Genomic DNA, 19,972 nt, shown 5'->3' on the forward strand with positions numbered 1-19,972 from the left:
GCTGATAAATCGACGAATTGTTCTCACGAGTGAAAATGGATGAGTTGAAGGCTGCTGGAAGTTGCCAGCAGCTGAGACGTCCAAATAGCTTATCGCAACGCCTTCGAATCCATCGTTGACTATTATCCACACGCGGTTAGAGGGGCTGTTCATGTGATTAGCCGTTATTAGCTTTCATGGTAGCAAAGATGAGAGCTGCGAGCACCCCTAAGACCGAAGTTCGACCGCCTCAGCATGGTCTTCCCAGCGCATTGAGGTGAAGCAAGAAGAGTCCGACTGACTACACAAATGCATTATCGAACGCAGCGCTTGGTCGGTGTCCGCATCGTGACAAGTTCTTCCGCCGCTGTTGGATGAAGAGCCATTGTTGCATCAAAGTCCTCCTTTACGGCTTTCATTCTTATCGCAATCGCAACTGCCTGGATGATCTCCGCAGCGCCAGATCCGACAATATGGCAGCCGACGACCCTCCCGGAATCGGCATCCACGACGAGTTTCATCATCATTCGTTCGGAGCTGTGGGAGAGGGCAACCTTCATCGGCCGGAAATCCGTTTTGTAGATGTCCACCCTTTCAAACCGGGCACAGGCTTGTGCCTCCGATAGTCCAACTGATCCGACTTCCGGACGCGAGAAAACCGCAGTCGGGATATCCGTATAGTCGACCTGCGTGGGACGCTTGCCAAATACCGAATCTGCAAAGGCCTGCGCTTCGCGCACGGCTACAGGGGTAAGGTTGACGCGATTTGTCACGTCGCCGACCGCATAGATATGGGGCACATTCGTCTGCGAGTTCTCGTTGACCGCGACGCCGCCGCTGTCAGCACTTAGCGCAACGCCAGATTTCTGGAGATTTAGGCCTTGAGTGTTGGGCTTTCGTCCGATCGCAAACATGACTTGGTCGGCGACGAGCTGTTCAGCGTTTGAAAGACTAGCTTTCAATACGCCACTGCTTTCGTCCATCCTGTCGACTCTTTTGATCCGGCAGTCAGTGACAATCCTAATCTCCTGCTGCTCCAGAGCATCCCGAACATGTGTCCTTATGTCTTGATCGAAACCGCGCAGGATGTTGTCGCTCCGACAAACCAAAGTCACTTTCGAACCGAGACCGGCAAATATGCATGCGAACTCAACCGCGATGTAGCCTCCTCCTTGAATTATGATCCGTCTCGGCAATTCACGAAGCTCAAAGACCTTATCTGAGGAGATGACATGCTCGAGGCCTGGTAAAACTTCCCCATGGTTGGGCGTGCTGCCTGTGGCAATCAATATATTACGAGCGCGCACAGTTTCCCCATTGGAAAGACGCAAGGTGCGCGCATCCTGAAACGTCGCGCGCTCTTTTACCAGGCGCGCTCCCGACTTTTCAATCGCCGACGTATATGCGGCTTCGAGACGGGAGACTTCCCTGTCTCTATTTCCCGTCAATACTCCCCAATCGAATTTCGCTGGGGGAATCGACCATCCGAAGCCCGCCGCGTTCCCGATCTCTTTCTGGAAATCTGAAGCATAAACCATAAGCTTTTTGGGCACGCAGCCACGGATGACGCAGGTCCCGCCAACCCGATCTCCTTCAGCAACAATGACCTTGGCCCCATAGCTAGCAGCAACCCGCGCCGCGCGGACCCCGCCTGAACCACCACCAATTACTGCCAGATCAACATCAAAATCAGCCATCGTACCCTGCGAGTTCAAAAGCTACGAAAACGGTTTGGGCGCTTTCGCACCGTTACAGCGTTCCGCGGACGGTAAACGGAGGCTTTCAGGAGGAGGGCGGGCGGCGCCCATGCGCGTCATGCGCAAGCATCTGCCCAGCGATCGGGTACTCAGGCGAAAAGCTTTCACCGTGAATAAGTTCGTCAGCGATTTTCTCGGCCATCGCCATAATGGGCAGGTTTGTATTGCCGCTTAGAAGCGTTGGCATCACCGAACCGTCGACGACCCGCAGACCATCAAGACCGCGGACTTTCATGCTCGGGTCCACGACCGATGCATCATCAGCACCCATGCGACAGGTCCCAACGGGATGATATACCGTCTCGGCCCGCGCTCGCACGAAAGTCTCCAGCGAGGAGAGATTGCCAAAGGCTTCCGCATCGATCGGGCGTTTTACGAAGTTCTTGAGTGGTCCGCACATCATCATATCGCACATATCGCGCACGCCATCTCTCAGACTCGCGAGGTCCGCATGCTCGGACCCAAGACGCGGGTCGATTGCTGGTGGAATGGCGGGGTCCCCGCTTCGCAATCTCACCGTACCGCGACTTTGTGGCCTGAGCTGACATACGCGAACAGCGAAGCCGTGAGCGATACGCTCGCCGGGCGGCGGATTGCGGAGAACGTTAGCAAAGTGCGCCTGCCACTCCGGCAACGGCGACGATCGGTCGGGGCCCCAAAACGCCCCCGCCTCCACGGCCTGTGAAGCGGCCGGCCCATCGCCTTTGAGAATGTATCGAGCACCGGCCATCCCGCCTTTCAGGAGGCCCATATAGGGGGTCAACGTCGTCGGCTGCGATGCCTCGAAGCGAACCGCGCAGTCGAGATGGTCCTGAAGATTCTCTCCCACACCCGGGAGGTGGTGAACCGGTTTAATGCCGAGAGACCGCATATGATCAGCAGGCCCGATACCCGACAACATCAAAAGCTGCGGCGAACCGATTGCGCCTGCCGTCAGCAGAACTTCTCGATCACAGTTGATTGTCCTCTCGCGGCCATTCTGAACCACGATCACGCCACTGGCAGAACCTCCTTCAACGTTGATGCGACGAACATGACAATTTGGCAGAATGGTGAGGTTTGGGCGTCCCTTGGCGCGTTCTAAGTACTTGAATGCGCCGGACCGCTTTCCATGTGCTATCGTAAGTTCGTAGAAGCCCGCGCCTATCTGCGACGACCCGTTGAATCCATTGTTCTCAGGCAAACCTGCAGCGACGAGACTGTCGACAAACGCCTGCGTGGTCGAGCGCCGTGGCCCGAAGGAAAGCTTGATGGGTCCGCTGTGCCCGCGCGTTCCATTATCAGGCTGAACAACCAGGCTAGCATCCTCAATCCTGCGCAAATAGGGGAGCATTGCGGAAAAGCTCCACTTAGGCATGCCCCGAGACGCCCACGAATCGTAGTCCCAAGGGTTGCAGCGGATCGCGATCATCGAATTGATTGATGACGACCCTCCAATAACCCTCCCCCTGGGAATATAGATCCGGCGATTGTCAAGATGTCGCTGCGGCTCAGTCCAAAAGCGCCAGTTGTACCGATCGCTCGTATAGAGGATCCTGATTCCGGCGGGCATATCGACAAACAGCGACTTCCCTCCGCCCGCCTCGATCAGCAAAACGCTCACATTGGCGTCTTCACTCAGGCGGGTGGCTAAAACACACCCGGCGGAACCTGCACCAATGATAATATAGTCGTAACTCGACATGGACCTTCTCCGGTCGGTGATGTTTTTCAAACGCAAGTCAAAAAGGCGGCCGATCTTCCGCCGCTTTTTGACGGGATCATCCCTTCACCGCACCCGCTGACAGCCCGGCGACGAAGTACCGATAGCAAAAGATAAATATTACAAACAAAGGCAGAGCTATCAGCGAAGCGCCGGCCAAGACTTCACCCCAACGCAAATCATGCGCGCCGAGCAACGACTGCAGAGCAACGGGGAGCGTCTTTCTTTGGTCGCTCATAATAAGTATCAGCGCGAACACATAGTCGGCCCAAGAGAGAAGGAACGAGAAGATGGCGACAGTGATGAGCCCGGGAGCGGACAATGGCAAGACGACCTTGATGAACGCTTCGAACTGAGAACAGCCGTCAACCATCGCAGCCTCCTCAAGGTCAAACGGCATTGACTTGAAGAAACCCCAGAGCAACCACACCGCCAGCGGCAGCGAAATTGCGAGATGGGCGATCAACAGCCCCCACAGTGTGTCGGTGAGGCCGATCGTTCGGAAAGCTGCCGCCATTGGGATGGCCAGCATGAGGGGTGGGAACATGTAGGCAAAAAGCATCGATGCAACGAGCATAGTCTTGCCCCGAAAGCGCAGCCGGGTGGCGCCGTAAGCGACAAATGCCGACAGCACGAGGGAGACGGTAATCGTCGCAACCGCCATCAGAGCGCTGTTCAGAAAATTGACGATATAATTCGTCTGCCGGAAGAGGGAGACGTAAGACGTCAGGTCCGGCGGCCAGAAAACGAGAGATGTATCGAGAAAAAGGCGTTCCGCGGGCCTTAGGCTCGAAATGATCATCCAGTATATCGGAAAGAGTGAATAAAGACAGATAACGAGTACGGTTGCATAAAGGGCAATTTTTGCCGATAGCTTTTTGAATGGTTTCCAGAAAGTGCTTTCCTGAACCTTGCTCCCGTGTTGCAGCGACGATCTCGGACGAATCGGTTCGCGCTCAGGTATCTGGCGACTGGAATCAACGGGCAATCGCTCTACATGGCTCTTCATTTCTTATCGCCCTTGCTTTGCATCATCGATGGGGAACAGGCGCAGATAGATGAGAATGACGCCTGAGAGCAGGAGGAAGGAGATCGTTGCCACAGCGGCGCCCCCGCCCAGGTTGTACTCAATAAACGACTTCCGATAGGCTAAGGTAGGCAAGGTCTCTGTCTGGTTGAGCGGCCCGCCTTTTGTCAAAAGCCATATCAGATCGAACTTGTTGAACATCCAGATGCCACGCAGAAGGATGACCACGATCAGAACCGAGCGTAAGCCTGGTATCGTGATGTGCCAGAATTGCGTCCAAGCACCGGCGCCATCGACGCGAGCAGCTTCGTAAAGTTGCGTTGGGATCGTCTGCAAACCAGATAGAACGCAGGTTACGACAAAAGGTGTCCACAACCACACACTGACGAGTATGATTGTGCCTTTGGCCGTGAAGGCATGAGAACTCCAATCGAGCATTCCAACACCGATGGATGCCAGAGCGGTCTTTACCAATCCGTAGTTTGGCTCGAGAATCCATTGGGCCACTAGGCAGGCGACAACTGTCGGCAGGAAGTAGGGAAGAATAGCGATCGAACGTGCAATGGTCTGGCCAACAAAGCGCTTGTTAAGCACCATCGCTATTCCAACGCCCAGAACTACCTGCAGGACAATCGACGAAAGCGCGATTGTGAGGCCGTTCGTCAACGAATTCCAGAAAAGAGGATCTTGCAATACCTTGATGTAGTTGCTCAGGCCGACCCACTCGGGTTCGCTCATAAACGAACGGGCCGAATAGAATGATAGCATAACCGCGTAAATCAACGGGCCGCCAATAATAAATGCGAGCAAGGAGATACTGCCAATAAACAATGCAACAATTCGCCGGTCCTGAACCATAAGAATCATCCCTTGAACGAACGATCGGGGCGGCAGCGGAGGCCGCCCCGATCTGCAGTTAGATGACGGAGCGAATGCGTTGCGCAGTCGCGGCGACGCAATCAGCCGACGAGGCGTTGCCGAGGACTTTCTGCTGGAGCATTTCCGGCATGACATTCGCGATGAATACGTTACAAGCACGCATGTCGATCGAAGGACCGCTGGTGTCGATTGCCATGATCTTGATGTTGTCGCCTTCAATGTAGGACTTCATCGTCATCATCGTATTCCAATGCTTCTTGATCATGGGATGGCTCTTCCAACGCTCGTTCTCATAGATGTCCAGGCGCGCCGGATGGTTGTTCATCCATGCTGAAAGCAGCCAATCGACGTAATGCTCTTCTGCAAACCACTGAAGGAACTTAATCGCCTCCTCGCTTTGGTTCGACTTCCCTACGCAGAAGCCGTCAAAAGCATATGAAAGTGCCTTTTGACCGGTACTACCAGGCGAGGGGAATATTCCGTACTTATCGGCGAGTTCTGGGTTAGTCGCTTCAAGCGCTTCGACCAACCGACCAGAATAGACACTGTGTGCCGCCTTTCCGGTGGCGAAGAGACTCATTAGTTGAGCATAACTCACGGCGTTCATGCCGGGCGGCATCGTCTTGTACAACTCGCCGTAGAAATCCAAGAAGCGCGTGGCACGATCAGCGTTCTCGCCCTGGTCGAAAACGACATTCCAGTCTTTGTCAAAGAGCTCCGCGCCTTCGGCGAACATATTGCCGAAGCTCGCCCAGTTGGTCGAGCTGTCGCTTGCAAGAGGTATGACACAGCCGCCGACGTCAACATTTCCACCATTAACGACTGTAAGCGCTTGGCAGTTCTTCAAGAAGTCGTCCCACGTCTCCGGTATCTTCAGACCTTTCTGGGCATAGAGGTCTTTCCGGTAATAATTTACGACGAGGTTGTAATCGAACGGATAGTACCAGTTCTCACCTTGATACTCCCATGCGGCCTTCTTGCCCCAGTCATACTTTTTGACCAGGTCGGTCACCGGGACGATGGCGCCGGCGTGAATATACTCCAAGATTCCAGCGATGAACCCGGAAGTCATGATGTCATAGGGCTGGCCGGCAGCGACCGCCGCCATCACTTTTTGCATCGTGCCGCTAATGGGGCTCGAATCGACGATTATCTTGACGCCGAATTTGCTTTCGTAGTCGTCGCACGCTTTTTTCAGGGCTGCCTGACTAGCGACCGAAGTTTCGTTGTTGAGAAACCGAAGCGTGACGCCGGACTGGGCCCGCACCACCGCAGGCGCCGCGAGGCTTGCTGCTCCGACGGCGGCAGCGGATTTAAGAAAGTTGCGGCGGGTCATGCCGGACAAGCCTACCGCCATTCTCACTCTACCTGGAATGTAAATGCTCATTTCCTGCTCCTCCCTTGTTAACTTGTCAGTTCAAGCCAAATGCCAAGAATTAACGTCGCCGGTATCGAGTATAGCGTTGACCCTCCTTTATGACGCTCCAGAGGTGCTATCGTTAGGACGCGACACAGAGCTCCTACTGAAGTCCGGTGACGCCCTCCACGGTCCAGGGGCGCAGTATCAGCCTGACCCGCCGCTCTCGCAGGGGGCCATTACGCATTTTCCATTACGCCGATTTTGCCGCCCGTTTGCGCCATCCGCAGCGACGCACCGCTAATGGAGTCGAACAGGTGAAGCCGCTCACTCGGGAAGGCGATAGGGAGTTTGTCACCGGCGCGGATTTCATCACGACGCTGGAGGACGGCACGCATCTTATGGCCGGCCAGCGTGCCCATGAGATAAGTCTGCGCTCCGATCTGCTCGACCAAGTTCACGGTCATCTCAAGCGGCGAGCCGTTAGAGATGACGAGGTGCTCGGGCCGGATTCCAAGCGTCACGTTCTGTCCGCTCCTGGCGAAGGTCTTTTCTGGTATGCCTACCGAAAGGTCTCCCGATCGCACCTCGAGCCGCCCGCTTGCGTCGGACAACTGCCCGTCGATCAGGTTCATTTCGGGCGAACCGATAAACCCGGCTACGAACGTGTTTGCGGGACGGTCATAGAGTTCGAGAGGTCTCCCAGCCTGCTGGATCACGCCATCGCGCATGATCACGATGCGGTCCCCGAGCGTCATTGCTTCGACTTGGTCATGTGTCACGAAGATCATCGTCGCCCGGAGCCGGGCATGGAGCGTCGCGATTTCTTCCCGCATCTTGACGCGCAGCTTCGCATCCAGATTGGAAAGCGGCTCGTCCAGAAGGAAAACATCGGGGTCCCGCACGAGCGCACGCCCGAGTGCCACACGCTGCATCTGCCCGCCCGACAGCTGTCGCGGCTTGCGGTGGAGCAGGGATTCGAGGTCTAGGCTGGCCGCTGCAGCCCTCACGCGCCGGTCGATCTCCTGCTTCGCTTCACCGCGCACCCGTAGGCCGAACGCCATGTTGTCGTAGACCGACTTCTGCGGATACAGCGCATAGTTCTGAAAGACCATCGCAACATTGCGATCTTTCGGTGGCAGACCGGTGACATCCCGCCCGCCGATCGTGATAGCGCCTGAAGTGGTGTCGTCGAGGCCAGCGATCATCCGCAGTGTCGTCGATTTTCCGCATCCCGAAGGACCGACAAAAACAACGAGCTCGCCATCCTCTATCTCCAGGCAGAAATCCTTGACGGCCCATGGGCCCTGGTCGCCACCAAACGACTTGGAGACATTTTGGAGCGATATTCGCGCCATGCAGCGTAACCTCCCTAAACGTGATGCCCTGTTGTGGGCTTCGCAGGCCATCCCTCCCGATGACCTACTTGTAGACCAAATTGGATAGACCAATCCCGCTGCTTCGTCAATGTCCCCCTTGATAGATTTTTTATAGCACCCACAGGACGCGGGGCAAAATTATTGGATTGACCAATCTGGTATGTCCAGTTACGTTTCGCCATAGCTTCCATAGAGAGGCACGTTAATCGCAATGTGAGTGGTTGAGATGGCCGGACCGTTGAGTGGATACCAAGTTCTTGATCTATCGAGGATTCTAGCGGGCCCGTGGCTCGGGCAGCTTTTAGCCGATCTAGGGGCGACGGTCTGGAAGATCGAACGCCCCTTTACCGGCGACGACACCCGCCACTGGGGCCCACCGCATCTGGATGGAACGACCGAGAGCGCCTATTTCCTCAGCGCCAATCGCGGTAAGCATTCGATTTGCGTAGACATCGCCACGCAAGCCGGCGCTGACATCGTTCGATCTCTGGTCAAGAAGGCCGACGTTCTTATCGAGAACTACAAGGTCGGCGACATGAAGCGGTATGGGCTGGATTTTGAAACGCTCCGCCTCATCAAGCCGGACATAGTGTACTGCTCCATCACGGGATACGGCCAGACCGGCCCGATGAAGACCGTGGCCGGATACGACATGGCCATCCAAGCCATATCCGGGCTGATGAGCATCACGGGCGAGGCCGACGACAAACCCGGCGGCGGGCCCCAGAAGGTCGGCGTCCCGATTTCCGATCTCCTCACTGGAATGTATAGCGCAACAGGTGTGCTGTCGGCGTTGTTGCATCGCGAGCGGACGGGCGAGGGCCAGCATATCGACATGGCGCTTCTTGATGTCCAGCTTGCCGCTCTGGCCAACCAGAACTTGAACTATCTGACCACGGGGAAGCCGCCGCGCCGATATGGAAACGCCCATCCGAACATCGTGCCCTATCAGGTGTTCAAATCGAGCAACGGATCATTCGTGCTTGCGGTGGGGAACGACCAGCAGTTCAGGAAGTTCTGCACGGCGTCCCGGCTGCAAGTGCTCTGCGACGACCCCCGTTTCACCACAAACACGGATCGCTTGGAAAACCGCGACGCTCTGATCCCGATCCTGACCGAACGCCTTGCCCAGGAACCAACCGAGCACTGGATCGCGCTTCTCGAACCCATCGGCGTACCATGCGCATCGATCAACCGACTCGACCAGGCATTCGTGCATCCGCAGGTCGTCCATCGCGAATTGCAGATCAATCTTCCCCACACCACGGGCAAGACCGTGCCGCTCGTGGCCAATCCGATCAAATTCTCTCAGACAGAAATTGAGTACACCATCAGCCCCCCCATGCTTGGGGAGCATACGAAGCACATCCTCAATTCAATCCTCAACATCGGCGACGATGAAATATCGCGACTTGAGAAGGACAAGATTATCTATTGCGGATGATTCAGGGCCGGCTGCGTGCGCTCCGGATTCGGTCTCAGCCGTTCGACGCGCCAAGGTCATCGCGGGCGAGCCGCCGCAGCGAATATCGCGCTTCCCCTTCGCTCCGGATTCTCGCGCGGCGCGCGGGAAATAGCTGTGATGCTCGTGAGTCTGCTTGTCGCGAGCCTGCGCATCTCGTGTGCCTTCGATGAAGGCGAGCGCGAAGGAGCGTCCGGTTATTCACTGCTTTCGGTCAGACGGAATTGAGCCAATGTCCAGCATCGCCATGCCCGTTCCCGACGCCGCGATCATCGCCCATAAGCCCGAGATCGTCGCCGCGTTGAGTACCGTCCTGCCCGCGGACGCGATCGTCTCGGACCCGGAGGAAACCCAGGCATATGAATGCGACGCGTTTGACGGCGTACCGATGTCCGCTGCTCGCCGTGGTTCTGCCTCGCACCACCGAGGAGGTAGCGGCGGCGATGAGAATTTGCCACAATCTGCGGGTTCCGGTTATCCCGCGCGGTGCGGAGACATCGTTGGCAGGCGGCGCACTTCCGACGGCCGATAGCGTGGTGCGGGATGTTCGCGAGATTGATACCGCAAACCGATTCATCAGGGTTCAGACCGGCGTCACGAACCTTTCCGTCAGCGCAGAGCTGGAAGTGGAAGGGTTTTTCTATGCACCGAACCCGCGAAACGATACGCGCCTGTGGGGGCGCCATAACGGAGCTTTGGACATGGCAAATCGAATCGAAGTCGGCGGGTTGCAGGTCGATCGCGGGCTCTACGATTTCGTCAACAAGCGCGCGATGCCGGGCACCGGCATCAAGCTCGCAGAGTTCTGGGCCGGCTTCGCCAAGATCGTTCGCGACCTCGCTCCGAAGAACCGGGCGCTGCTCGAAAAGCGCGACGAGATTCAGGAGAAGATCGACGCCTGGCATCGCGAAAATGGCGCGCCGTCCGACATGGCGGCCTACAAGGCTTTCCTCAAGGAGATCGGCTACCTGCTGGACGAAGGTCCGGATTTCAAGGTCACCACCGAAAACGTCGATCCGGAGATCGCCACCGTCGCCGGTCCGCAACTCGTCGTGCCGGTGATGAATGCCCGTTATGCGCTGAATGCCGCCAACGCGCGCTGGGGTTCGCTCTATGATGCACTCTACGGCACCGATGCCATTCCCGAGACCGACGGCGCCGAAAAGGGCAATGGCTACAATCCCAAGCGCGGCGAGAAAGTCATCGCGTGGGCGCGAGCATTCTTAGATGACAGCGTGCCGTTGAAGACAGACAGCTGGTCAAACATGACCAGTTCTCAAATTAAAGATGGTCAGTTTCGACTGATGACGGGCTCCTCGGAGGGTGGGTTGCGCGATCCCTCACAATTCGCGGGGTACCTAGGTGACGTCGACAATCCGTCTTCGTTGCTCTTATCGAGAAACGGCCTTCACATCGAAATCATCCTTGATGATCAACACGTCATCGGAAGCCAAGACGAGGCTGGAATTTCAGACGTTATTCTGGAATCGGCCATTACCACCATCCAGGACTGCGAGGACTCGGTCGCCGCGGTCGACGCCGAGGATAAGGTCGCCGTCTACCGCAACTGGCTCGGCCTGATGAAGGGCGATTTAGAGGAAGAGGTCTCGAAGAGCGGCAAGACGTTCACGCGCAAGCTCAATCCTGACCGCGACTATACGGCACCCGACGGAAGCAAACTGACTCTGCCCGGCCGCTCGCTGATGCTGGTGCGCAATGTCGGCCACCTGATGACCAACCCGGCGATCCTCGACCGCGACGGCAATGAGGTTCCGGAAGGCATCATGGACGCGATGATCACCAGCCTGATCGCGCTGCACGATGTCGGCCCTAATGGCCGCCGCGCCAATTCGCGGACAGGCTCGGTCTATATCGTCAAGCCGAAGATGCACGGGCCGGAGGAGGTGTCGTTCGCTGTCGAGCTTTTCGGCCGCGTCGAACAGGCGCTCGGCATGCAGCCCAACACGCTGAAGATGGGCATCATGGATGAGGAACGCCGCACCACGGTCAACCTCAAGGAATGCATCCGTGCAGCCCGCGAACGCGTCGTCTTCATCAACACCGGCTTCCTCGACCGCACCGGCGACGAGATCCACACCTCGATGGAAGCCGGCCCGATGATCCGCAAGGGCGACATGAAGCAGGCGGCGTGGATTTCCGCCTATGAAGCGTGGAATGTCGACACCGGCCTGGAGTGCGGGCTTGCCGGTCATGCCCAGATCGGCAAGGGCATGTGGGCGATGCCCGACCTGATGGCGGCGATGCTGGTTGAGAAGATCGCTCACCCGAAGGCCGGCGCCAACACCGCCTGGGTGCCGTCGCCGACAGCCGCGACGCTGCATGCGACGCACTACCACAAGGTCGATGTGCACGCCGTGCAGGAAGGTTTCAAAAACCGCCCGAAGGCCAAGCTCGACGACATCCTGTCGATCCCCGTCGCCCTGCGGCCGAACTGGACGCCCGAAGAGATCCAGAAGGAACTCGACAACAACGCCCAGGGCATCCTGGGTTATGTCGTGCGCTGGATCGACCAGGGTGTCGGCTGCTCGAAAGTGCCGGACATCAACGATGTCGGCCTGATGGAGGATCGCGCCACGCTGCGCATCTCCTCGCAGCACATCGCCAATTGGCTGCATCATGGCGTTTGTACGCGCGATCAGGTGATGGAGACGATGAAGCGCATGGCGGCGGTCGTCGACCGGCAGAACGAGGGCGACCCGCTTTATCGGCCGATGGCCCCGGATTTCGAGAATTCGATCGCCTTCCAGGCCGCGTGTGATCTGGTGCTGCAGGGCCGCGCCCAGCCGAACGGCTATACCGAGCCGGTTCTGCACGCCCGCCGGTTGGAGCTGAAGGCCAGTGGGGCAGGCGAGAACGTTCTCGGAACGGGATAAAACAATGAATACCATCACGTTGAATGTCGCCAATCGCATCATCGAATCCGCGCTGGATCGGGGGCGGGAGCTCAACCTGAAGCCGCTCTCGGTCGCGGTGCTCGATGCAGGCGGCCACCTCATCGCATTCCAGAAGCAGGATGGTTCTTCCATGCTCCGCTTCGAGATCGCCTTTGGCAAAGCCTATGGCGCGCTGGCGGTCGGCTCGGGCTCCCGCTGGCTGAACGCGGCCGCCGCCGAGCGTGTTCATTTTGTCCAAGCCCTGTCCGGCGTTTCCGGCGGGAAGATCGTGCCGGTTCCCGGTGGTGTCCTGATACGCGGGGAAGCGGGCGAAACCCTCGGTGCTGTCGGAATCTCCGGCGATACATCGGACAACGACGAAATCTGCGCGGCGCACGCTGTCGAACAGGTAGGCCTGGCCGCGGACAAGGGCTAACCCCATTTCCAAGCAAAAGCGTGAAACGGCTTTTGCGTGCGGAATGTGCTTGGAAGCGGGTTTTGCCGATGAACTTTGCGGCAGGCTGGCCTCAAGTCGGTGAGCGGGCTGCACCTTCGCTCTACTCTTCGCAGGTGAGGAGAGAGACGCATGTTCACCCTCACTATAGACACCGCCGACATGTCATCGACATCGGCAAGGCCCCGCAGAACATGGTCATGGCAATGATCGACGCGGCGCTGGTCCCGGCGGGTATCCGCACGACCGAACTTTGACCCCTACTTCGAAGATAGATGGAGTTAATGATGCAGGCTTCGGGTGCTTTCTGGAACCGTTCGCCAGCGCCGGTCTACTTCACCGGTTCATAGAGCGCATCCAGATTTTGGCTGAAGCGCGCTTGACGAGAGCAAAGTAGTTGTCGCATGAATGGCAATGACACGTTCCTGATCGTGGACCTGTTCGGCACCGGTTAGCTGGTCATGGCGAGCACGACGCCGATCCCGGACAACGGCCAAGCCTGACGCACCGAAGCCCTTACGCTCCAACGATTTCGCTGATCTGCACGATGGGTGCGATGTCCGTATAGTTGGCGACGTCCGCGACGATCTCCGCGCGGTGTGGGCCGAACGCCTCCCGGAATGTCCCCAGGCTCGGTGAGTAGATGTGGCACGCTGCGACGAACTCCGGCGCGCTTCCAGGTTCGCGGCCCGTTAGGCCCTTCTCGATCTCGTAGCGCAGGCAGGCATCGCCCATTCGTTCTCTGATCAGTGGCAGGTGGCTGGCACAGTAGTAATCGTGGTCGAACTTCGAGCCGCCATGGGCCGGATAGTAGACGCTCATCTTGATCATGGTCGGGCTCCTACCTGAACGCCTCTCCGAGCGTTCCGGGGGCATTTATAGGTCACCGACCCATGAATTGCATCTAGATTTTAGCTGAAATGAGTTTGACGAGAGCAAGGTAGTTTCGACCTGCGTCTCGAGGGTGCGGTGGCGATAGAGGAAGGCCCTGAACGGCGGACGGCGTTTACGGCTAGGCCATCGGCTTGGTGTTGGCCGGGCGCCGCGCTTGGCCATCTCTACGCGCAAGGCATGCCGTGGGGAGTTTAATGAACGGGTGGCTTAACCATCGGGCATATGGCAGCTTCAGCGCGGAGCCGGATTAACCAATTTGGTAGACCGGCTAGGGTTTCACTGGTACTTTGGGTTCGAGTTGCCAAGCAACGCGTATGATTTATGACCCTTCCGTATCGGGATGGACCTGGTTGGGATGGACTGACGGCTGGAAAAAAGACCGAAAAATGCTTGAGAAGACGGAAAGCGATAGGATTGCCGGTGTCCCGAACGTTGTAGGGAAAATACTCTCATTCATTGATGAGCGTCGCTATGAGCCGAACGAACGATTGCCGTCGGAACGTGACTTTGCCGACAGGTTCAATGTCAGTCGCGGGGCGGTTCGCGAGGCTTTGGCCGCTCTCGAGTCGATGCGTGTGATTGAGCGAAGGCCTAACTCTGGGATCTATCTTAGAAATTCTGAGGAAAGTAGCATCGAGGCCCTCGTTCTTCGTGCGTCTTCTGGCCTGCCGTTTCAGCCTGAAGAGACTAAGGACGTGTTTGAAGTGCGAAGTATTCTGGAGCTGCAGGGCGTACGGATTTCCTGCGATAGAAGGCGGGATCAGGACGTAGATCGGCTGAGGGAAATCCTCTACAAAACGAAGCTTGCAATTGATAGCAAAAAGACAATTGAGGCTGAGGATGAAGCGTTCCATCTTGGAATCGTCGCTTCAACACAGAATAGAGTACTGCTTCGCACGGTGAAATTATTTTATGAATTCTCAAAACAGCGTCGCATAATATACTTTTCAGATTACTCACGGGGCACGCAAGCTTACGACGATCATTGTGAGATACTTGAAGCCATTGAGGCTCGTCGAACCGATTTGGCAGTGGGAATGATGGACCGACACTTGTCCCGAGCCCTGGCCACATGGCAGACTCTCCACGCGGCGCCGGAACAAACTACCAAATAGTGCAATCGACCCCAAGGTGCCGAAGCGTAATGAACCGAGGGACGATACCTCGATGCCGACCAGACCGACTGACTCAGTGCGCCTTCGAGCGCGTGAATCTGATTAGGCGATCGGCTGCGAAAATGCGCCGGCCAGTGACCCTAGGTACTGGAACATTCAAGAGTTTGATACAGCTGCTCTTTGTGAGATTCGCAGGGTCACAATCGTGCCTTCTGAGATCCCTAGGACAACACTCATCTTCGCAATGAAATCAGCACGACAAATCCTGCTCGACGCGGGGTCACTGGCCGGCGCATTTTCACACTCGGAGATCTCCCCCGGCGCGCCAGAGACCAGAGTGACGACCCCCGGCGGTCACGCCGGCATCGACGAAGGCGCCAAGGAGCTCGGCAGGCGCCGCCGGCGGCGGTGCCGGCGCCTTCGATGATCGAGCAGCCGGCGGCGAGCGCCGCGGAGAGCTTGCGCACTGTTTGATTGACGGGAAGTTCCAGGGCGTGAACGCGGCCACCGGACCGACCGGCAGCTTTGAGCGTCATCTGCATGGCTCTTCGCGCGCGCGCCGGAATCACCTGGCCGCAAGTGCGGCGCGCCTCCTCAGCGAACCAATCGATGATGTCGGCGCCGCCATCACTTCGCCCTTGGCCTCTGCCAAAGGTTTGCCTTGCTCGCGCGTCAGGAGCCAGGCGATGCGATCTCCGCGCTCTCGCAGCAAGCCGGCGGCCTTGCACATCAGCTTAGACCGATCAAACGCCGAGGTTGAGCTTCAGAGTTTGAAGCCGCGATCGGCGGCGGCCAGCGCGGCGTCGAGATCCGGCGCGCGGTATGTGCAACCGAGCCGATCGTCTCCTCGGTCGCCGGATCAATAACCGGAATAGTCCGGCATTCGCGACCCTCACGCCATTCGCCATCAATAAAGAGCTTCGTATCGGGATATACCAGCGCCGCATTGGGCATCTTTGATTGCTTTCGTTGTAAGGATGCCCGCGCCGCCGAAGCAGACACGGGCTGTCCTGGGGGACAAACTTGAAAGGCGACTAGAATCCCCGTCCGCGTCTGGTGGAGCGATTGTCACGTGCGTGTCTTGCGTTCCCTTATCTGTTTTGACGGCCTGCAGAACCGGGTGCGCCGGTGACGATGCTGCTCGACAGCCTTGTGCCTCACGCTGCTCGTTCGCGAAGTTGATAGATCGCGATGTGCTGGCAGTGGGCGATCAACTTCCGGCCGTTCGCAACAACAACGGCATCTACTTCCACGAAACGGTTGCCCTTCTTTTCGTAGTTCGCGGTAACGCGTGCCCGCGCGACCAACTCTTCATCGCAAGCAGCTGTGGACAGCATCTGCATGCGGCTGCCGAGATGAATCCACGGCCCCAGTAAAGCGTTCTCCATCAAGACCCGGTTCATAACCCGCTGCACCATACCGGGATGCACCAACCCTTCGCGAGCATAGATTGGATCGGTTTCGCGTACTTCCGCCCGATAGTCCGCTCCAGATTGGCCCGGCCAGGAGCGCGGCGCCGTTCCGAGCCATTTGCCGACCTGGTAAGACCTGAGATCGACCGGCCCCCGCACCGCAACCGGCGCAGTCTCGGGATAATCGCCAACGGAGATCGGGGGTGGCGCGTCCGGCAGCGAGGCACTGCCGGCAGCTCGAACGTCGCTGCCGTTGAGCGCAATCGCTAGGCCTTCGTCTGAAGGCTCGGACGTAACCACCACGGTTTCGCCATCGTAAACCGGCTTCGCGAAGCGCACCTCCATCAGGCCGCGCTCGAGGAAGGCTCGTCCCCACTTCGCCACCGGAACGTGGACCATATACGCAAAGACATCGACGCCTGGCACCAGGCCGCCGCTGAAGCCATATTTTTGCGCCACCGCATCATCGTGCATCCTGTTTTCGGAGTGCGTGGCGCTGTTGAACGCCTGGACGCGATAGGGCGGCTCAGCCATTTGACTTCCTAACATAGCATTGCTGACGGACATCAATACGGCGCTAAAAGCGTCTGATTGCCGGATGATCCCGGATGAGATCGAGAGTCGTTTTTGATCCATTGCTTCATGTCGGTCCCAAACTGCTTCAGGCAAATTTCCGGCAATTTGATGGCACCATCAGTCTCGCCCAGCAGCGAATAGGTGCAAGCGACATTGTAGCGGACAAGGTTGTCATCGAGGTGGCGCGGCCTTCACCTTTATCAGTTTCGCATACACGTTGTGAAATCGCGCCGAACAGTAACCCCAAGCACCAGCATGCTCAAGTGTCTGATTCAGCTGCTCTTTCCCAGATTTTCGAAGGGTTGCGATTTGCGCCTTCTTAGATCCTTGGACAATTCTAATTTTCGCAATGAAATCAGGTCGATAAATCCTGCTCGACGCGGGGTTACTGTTCGGTGCGATTTCACACTCAATCACCACGACCGAGCATTCGATGCCAAAGCGGGCAGCCGAAATCCTCGAATTCCGTAAGGTCGCTCAGCAGTCCTGGCGATCACACCGACATCTACTGTTCGCTTTCAGTTTCTGACAATCGAGCAGGCCATCCTGTCGTGTCCGTTCGACACGGGCATTGCCCTCGTGCCGCTGCATCCGCCCGACAAAGCGGCATGCTTCGGTGCTGATTCAAACGCAGTCTGTAATGCTATTTTAACCATAATCAGCGAGATTGGGATTCGCGCCAGGTAACGAGTACGCAAATCAGGCAACACGGCGGGCGGCATCCCGCTCCTGGCCGCCCGCGCGTTGCCCCTGAATCGATGCTTTATGAAAACTTCTTCGAATCCGTGGGATACCGACAGCGCCCATATCGAGGCGCTGATCAAGGTCGTCGAAAAAGACGGGCTGTCCCACAGTATGGCGATGGGAGAATTGCTGAGGGCGCTGCACAGTCTCTCCCAGACCCTCAGCGATCACCAAACCGCTCCAAAGCGAACTGCCCCGCCAGACGACGCATCGGCATAGACCGGCCTTGTTCGCACGAGCAAATTCGCTTTCGTGCTGGTCGTCAGGAAGACACGGGACAGCATCAGAATCTTCCTGGAAGCCCGCCGACCAGGTCAAGCAGCAGGGTTTCGTGACATCCTGTTCTCGCCGCGACGCTATGCCGGCGGCACCAAGTTGGTGCTATTTCCGGCCAGCCTGCTTGACGGCAACGCCATGTAGGTTCACCGGTCATCGCCTGTCGCACGATCAGTCGTCATGGTCATGAGTTCTCATCGGCGGGCGCAGGAAAACCAGGATGATCCGTTCATCACATCGCGTCGTCGACGAGACCGACGCTCGGCTGCTCGTCCTCGCCATCATCTTCACCGCCCGCAATCCCCATCGGAATATCCCCTGCCAGCAGCTTCTCCTTCGACAGCAACCCGGCGTCTTCGAGCGCCTCGAAATCCGGCAGGTCGCGCAGCGTGTCGAGGCCGAACTCCAACAGGAATTCTTTGGTCGTCACGTAGGTGTAGGGCGCGCCGGGCGTCGGGCTGCGCGGGCCGGACGCAATCAGCTTCGCGCCGCGCAGATGACCAATAAAATCACGACTGATCTCCTTGCCGAAGAAAGACGACAACTCGGCGCGGGTGATCGGCTGGAAATACGCCACGCACATCAGCACCAGCACCTCGGATTGCGTGAGATCCATCGCCTTCTCACTGCCGCCCATAGCGGCGCGGATGGCGTCGGCATAGGTCGGCCGGGTCAAATGTTTCCAGCCGCCGGCGACGGCGACCAGGTCGTAAGGCCGCCCGCGCAGCTCCTCGCGAATGTCGTCGATCAAGAGATCGAGGTTGCAATCCGCGCCAACCACCCGCGCGAGGACACTACGTGTCACCGGCTCGCTGGCGGCAAAAATGGTTGCCTCAACGCGCTGCATCCATTCGCGCCAGCGCGCCTCCGGCGGCAGGTGATCCAGCTCCCGGTCAAGCAACGGTCGTTGCCCATCCCCATTGTCTCGCCGAGTTTTGGTCGAACGAGCCGCCATCGTCACAGTCCGTAGGTGCGGAAGGTCGGGCGACCGGACAGCTCACGCACGGCACCCAGGACAAGAAGCCGGTCGAACAGGCGGCGTAGCCCCCGGTCACTCATCTTTTTGTCCATTTTTTTGTCCCCGCGCGAGGCCATGAGCGCGTCTTCGTTCAACAACCGGTCGACGATCGCGTCCGCTCCCTTGGCCCTGAGTTTCGGCGCGACGGCCAGCAGTTTTTCGGCACGGCGGCCGAGCTCAGCAAAAAGATCGATGGCGCGCAGCGCCGCCCGCGCCTGTGCCGCCAGCAGTTTTTTGGCACGCTCCGGCTCTGTCTCAGGGCCCGCTGCCGCCATACCGGTCGCCGCCCGACGTGAATGCCCGGCACGCATGCCAAAAAAAGCAGCTTCGGTGCCCAGCAGCGGTATTGCATGCGGCCACGCCAGCCGCTGCGCCAGCAGACCGTCGGCGAGCCAGGCGCCGAAAGCCGGCCCAAAACCATAGCGTTCGGCGGCCACAAAAGCACCGGTCAGCATCCCGACCGTCTCTGCCCCGCCGCCGATCTGACCGAGTTCCCCCACCAGAGCGCTGACCACCTCTTCATCCGGGGCGTAGCCGAGTTCTTCCAACACCGCGCCGATGCTCCGCTCGGTCAGCAGTTTCTCGGCAGGCGTGTCGACCAACCGGCGCCAGGCGAGCAGCAAAAGCCCGGCCGGGCCAACGGACAAAAAATCGCCGGGGCGTGTCAGCAGCACGGCGTCGCGCAATGCCAAAGAATCCTCGACGCGGCCGGCCTGTCGTGCCGTCACCGCGGCCGCGACAAGCGCCAGGCGCTGCCGCCAGACCCCGGCCCACCGTTCCTGCCGGCGGACTACCGCATCGAGGGCGCCGATAGCAGCACCGGCAGCAAGCGCGACCTCCTCAACTTCCTTTCCCGCAACGCTTTGCGCATCCGGGATTGCCCGGCGCAGCCAGGCCGGGACCAGGGCCCACGGAGCGACGGCCACCGCGTCAAGAAGCTTGCCGGGGTGGCGCGAGAGGAGTTTGGGCCGCAGAATCATCGAAAAGCAGGATGAATCACGGCGGCGCTTTTGACAACGATAATATGGGGCTTGTCGCAAACCTTGC

The 19,972-nt window shown here is 58.2% G+C and carries 18 protein-coding genes and 1 pseudogene; 7 read left to right on the forward strand and 12 right to left on the reverse strand.

The window, feature by feature from the left end:
• Positions 1 to 293: 293 nt before the first annotated feature.
• The 6 genes from gorA to JNC70_RS17050 form a co-directional block, all read right to left on the reverse strand.
• Entirely contained in the window at positions 294 to 1,676 is a 1,383-nt protein-coding gene (gene gorA / locus JNC70_RS17025) for a glutathione-disulfide reductase (protein ID WP_374788733.1), read from the reverse strand.
• Between the two features lie 85 nt (positions 1,677 to 1,761).
• Complete coding sequence (locus JNC70_RS17030) at positions 1,762 to 3,420, reverse strand: GMC family oxidoreductase (RefSeq protein ID WP_077548353.1); 1,659 nt, start codon at positions 3,418 to 3,420, stop codon at positions 1,762 to 1,764.
• Positions 3,421 to 3,496: 76 nt separating this feature from the next.
• Positions 3,497 to 4,447 carry a carbohydrate ABC transporter permease gene (locus JNC70_RS17035; protein ID WP_093037037.1) on the reverse strand — a complete coding sequence of 317 codons (951 nt, stop codon included), beginning with the start codon at positions 4,445 to 4,447 and terminating at the stop codon, positions 3,497 to 3,499.
• A gap of 3 nt (positions 4,448 to 4,450) precedes the next feature.
• Positions 4,451 to 5,323, reverse strand: a complete 873-nt coding sequence (locus JNC70_RS17040) for a carbohydrate ABC transporter permease (protein ID WP_374788734.1) — start codon at positions 5,321 to 5,323, stop codon at positions 4,451 to 4,453.
• Positions 5,324 to 5,381: 58 nt separating this feature from the next.
• Positions 5,382 to 6,731, reverse strand: coding sequence for an ABC transporter substrate-binding protein (locus tag JNC70_RS17045; RefSeq protein WP_154386605.1), 1,350 nt, complete (start codon positions 6,729 to 6,731; stop codon positions 5,382 to 5,384).
• Between the two features lie 209 nt (positions 6,732 to 6,940).
• On the reverse strand, positions 6,941 to 8,059 hold the full coding sequence (locus tag JNC70_RS17050; protein ID WP_374788735.1) for an ABC transporter ATP-binding protein: 1,119 nt from the start codon (positions 8,057 to 8,059) through the stop codon (positions 6,941 to 6,943).
• Between the two features lie 247 nt (positions 8,060 to 8,306).
• On the opposite strand from JNC70_RS17050, the gene JNC70_RS17055 reads away from it, so the two are divergent.
• From JNC70_RS17055 to JNC70_RS17070, 4 genes are all read left to right on the forward strand, one after another.
• Complete coding sequence (locus JNC70_RS17055) at positions 8,307 to 9,524, forward strand: CaiB/BaiF CoA transferase family protein (RefSeq protein ID WP_374788736.1); 1,218 nt, start codon at positions 8,307 to 8,309, stop codon at positions 9,522 to 9,524.
• 377 nt (positions 9,525 to 9,901) lie between these two features.
• Positions 9,902 to 12,436 carry a malate synthase G gene (locus tag JNC70_RS17060; protein WP_245770677.1) on the forward strand — a complete coding sequence of 845 codons (2,535 nt, stop codon included), beginning with the start codon at positions 9,902 to 9,904 and terminating at the stop codon, positions 12,434 to 12,436.
• A gap of 4 nt (positions 12,437 to 12,440) precedes the next feature.
• Positions 12,441 to 12,872, forward strand: coding sequence for a GlcG/HbpS family heme-binding protein (locus JNC70_RS17065; RefSeq protein WP_093037026.1), 432 nt, complete (start codon positions 12,441 to 12,443; stop codon positions 12,870 to 12,872).
• A gap of 68 nt (positions 12,873 to 12,940) precedes the next feature.
• Positions 12,941 to 13,147, forward strand: a complete 207-nt coding sequence (locus JNC70_RS17070) for a hypothetical protein (protein ID WP_093037023.1) — start codon at positions 12,941 to 12,943, stop codon at positions 13,145 to 13,147.
• Between the two features lie 259 nt (positions 13,148 to 13,406).
• On the opposite strand, the gene JNC70_RS17075 is transcribed toward JNC70_RS17070, so the two are convergent.
• Complete coding sequence (locus JNC70_RS17075; RefSeq protein WP_093037020.1) at positions 13,407 to 13,721, reverse strand: EthD family reductase; 315 nt, start codon at positions 13,719 to 13,721, stop codon at positions 13,407 to 13,409.
• A gap of 413 nt (positions 13,722 to 14,134) precedes the next feature.
• Here JNC70_RS17075 and JNC70_RS17080 point away from each other — a divergent pair, with 413 nt between their 5' ends.
• Positions 14,135 to 14,899: a FadR/GntR family transcriptional regulator gene (locus JNC70_RS17080; RefSeq protein WP_371822012.1), complete on the forward strand. Its 765-nt coding sequence runs from the start codon at positions 14,135 to 14,137 to the stop codon at positions 14,897 to 14,899.
• A gap of 233 nt (positions 14,900 to 15,132) precedes the next feature.
• Here the strand turns inward: JNC70_RS17080 and JNC70_RS17085 are convergent.
• From JNC70_RS17085 to JNC70_RS17095, 3 genes and pseudogenes are all read right to left on the reverse strand, one after another.
• A pseudogene (locus tag JNC70_RS17085) lies at positions 15,133 to 15,629 on the reverse strand (aldehyde dehydrogenase family protein).
• The gene (locus JNC70_RS17090) at positions 15,629 to 15,901 is read right to left on the reverse strand and encodes a hypothetical protein (RefSeq protein WP_245414195.1); all 273 of its coding nucleotides are present in this window, start codon (positions 15,899 to 15,901) and stop codon (positions 15,629 to 15,631) included. The pseudogene JNC70_RS17085 and the gene JNC70_RS17090 overlap by 1 nt, the downstream one beginning before the upstream one ends.
• Positions 15,902 to 16,056: 155 nt before the next feature.
• Positions 16,057 to 16,845: a MaoC family dehydratase gene (locus tag JNC70_RS17095; protein ID WP_093037332.1), complete on the reverse strand. Its 789-nt coding sequence runs from the start codon at positions 16,843 to 16,845 to the stop codon at positions 16,057 to 16,059.
• A gap of 74 nt (positions 16,846 to 16,919) precedes the next feature.
• On the opposite strand from JNC70_RS17095, the gene JNC70_RS17100 reads away from it, so the two are divergent.
• On the forward strand, positions 16,920 to 17,210 hold the full coding sequence (locus tag JNC70_RS17100) for a hypothetical protein (RefSeq protein ID WP_139274564.1): 291 nt from the start codon (positions 16,920 to 16,922) through the stop codon (positions 17,208 to 17,210).
• 442 nt (positions 17,211 to 17,652) lie between these two features.
• Positions 17,653 to 17,850: a hypothetical protein gene (locus JNC70_RS17105; RefSeq protein ID WP_093037015.1), complete on the forward strand. Its 198-nt coding sequence runs from the start codon at positions 17,653 to 17,655 to the stop codon at positions 17,848 to 17,850.
• Positions 17,851 to 18,139: 289 nt separating this feature from the next.
• Here JNC70_RS17105 and scpB read toward each other — a convergent pair whose 3' ends face one another.
• Both scpB and JNC70_RS17115 read right to left on the reverse strand, forming a co-directional pair.
• On the reverse strand, positions 18,140 to 18,862 hold the full coding sequence (scpB, locus tag JNC70_RS17110) for an SMC-Scp complex subunit ScpB (RefSeq protein WP_093037012.1): 723 nt from the start codon (positions 18,860 to 18,862) through the stop codon (positions 18,140 to 18,142).
• A 2-nt stretch (positions 18,863 to 18,864) separates the two neighbouring features.
• Positions 18,865 to 19,905, reverse strand: a complete 1,041-nt coding sequence (locus tag JNC70_RS17115) for a DUF1403 family protein (RefSeq protein WP_154386543.1) — start codon at positions 19,903 to 19,905, stop codon at positions 18,865 to 18,867.
• Between the last annotated feature and the right edge of the window lie 67 nt (positions 19,906 to 19,972).

It is taken from the genome of Brucella oryzae, assembly GCF_041929965.1.
Lineage (GTDB): Bacteria > Pseudomonadota > Alphaproteobacteria > Rhizobiales > Rhizobiaceae > Brucella > Brucella oryzae.

Excerpts from the sequence above, each read along its gene's own strand:
- scpB (WP_093037012.1), bottom strand. The coding sequence starts at position 18,862 with ATGGCGGCTCGTTCGACCAAAACTCGGCGAGACAATGGGGATGGGCAA.
- JNC70_RS17035 (WP_093037037.1), bottom strand. The coding sequence starts at position 4,447 with ATGAAGAGCCATGTAGAGCGATTGCCCGTTGATTCCAGTCGCCAGATA.
- JNC70_RS17060 (WP_245770677.1), top strand. The coding sequence starts at position 9,902 with ATGAATGCGACGCGTTTGACGGCGTACCGATGTCCGCTGCTCGCCGTG.
- JNC70_RS17075 (WP_093037020.1), bottom strand. The coding sequence starts at position 13,721 with ATGATCAAGATGAGCGTCTACTATCCGGCCCATGGCGGCTCGAAGTTC.
- JNC70_RS17065 (WP_093037026.1), top strand. The coding sequence starts at position 12,441 with ATGAATACCATCACGTTGAATGTCGCCAATCGCATCATCGAATCCGCG.
- JNC70_RS17070 (WP_093037023.1), top strand. The coding sequence starts at position 12,941 with ATGAACTTTGCGGCAGGCTGGCCTCAAGTCGGTGAGCGGGCTGCACCT.
- JNC70_RS17105 (WP_093037015.1), top strand. The coding sequence starts at position 17,653 with ATGAAAACTTCTTCGAATCCGTGGGATACCGACAGCGCCCATATCGAG.
- JNC70_RS17040 (WP_374788734.1), bottom strand. The coding sequence starts at position 5,323 with ATGGTTCAGGACCGGCGAATTGTTGCATTGTTTATTGGCAGTATCTCC.
- JNC70_RS17100 (WP_139274564.1), top strand. The coding sequence starts at position 16,920 with ATGAGATCGAGAGTCGTTTTTGATCCATTGCTTCATGTCGGTCCCAAA.
- JNC70_RS17030 (WP_077548353.1), bottom strand. The coding sequence starts at position 3,420 with ATGTCGAGTTACGACTATATTATCATTGGTGCAGGTTCCGCCGGGTGT.
- gorA (WP_374788733.1), bottom strand. The coding sequence starts at position 1,676 with ATGGCTGATTTTGATGTTGATCTGGCAGTAATTGGTGGTGGTTCAGGC.
- JNC70_RS17055 (WP_374788736.1), top strand. The coding sequence starts at position 8,307 with ATGGCCGGACCGTTGAGTGGATACCAAGTTCTTGATCTATCGAGGATT.
- JNC70_RS17045 (WP_154386605.1), bottom strand. The coding sequence starts at position 6,731 with ATGAGCATTTACATTCCAGGTAGAGTGAGAATGGCGGTAGGCTTGTCC.
- JNC70_RS17115 (WP_154386543.1), bottom strand. The coding sequence starts at position 19,905 with ATGATTCTGCGGCCCAAACTCCTCTCGCGCCACCCCGGCAAGCTTCTT.
- JNC70_RS17050 (WP_374788735.1), bottom strand. The coding sequence starts at position 8,059 with ATGGCGCGAATATCGCTCCAAAATGTCTCCAAGTCGTTTGGTGGCGAC.
- JNC70_RS17095 (WP_093037332.1), bottom strand. The coding sequence starts at position 16,845 with ATGGCTGAGCCGCCCTATCGCGTCCAGGCGTTCAACAGCGCCACGCAC.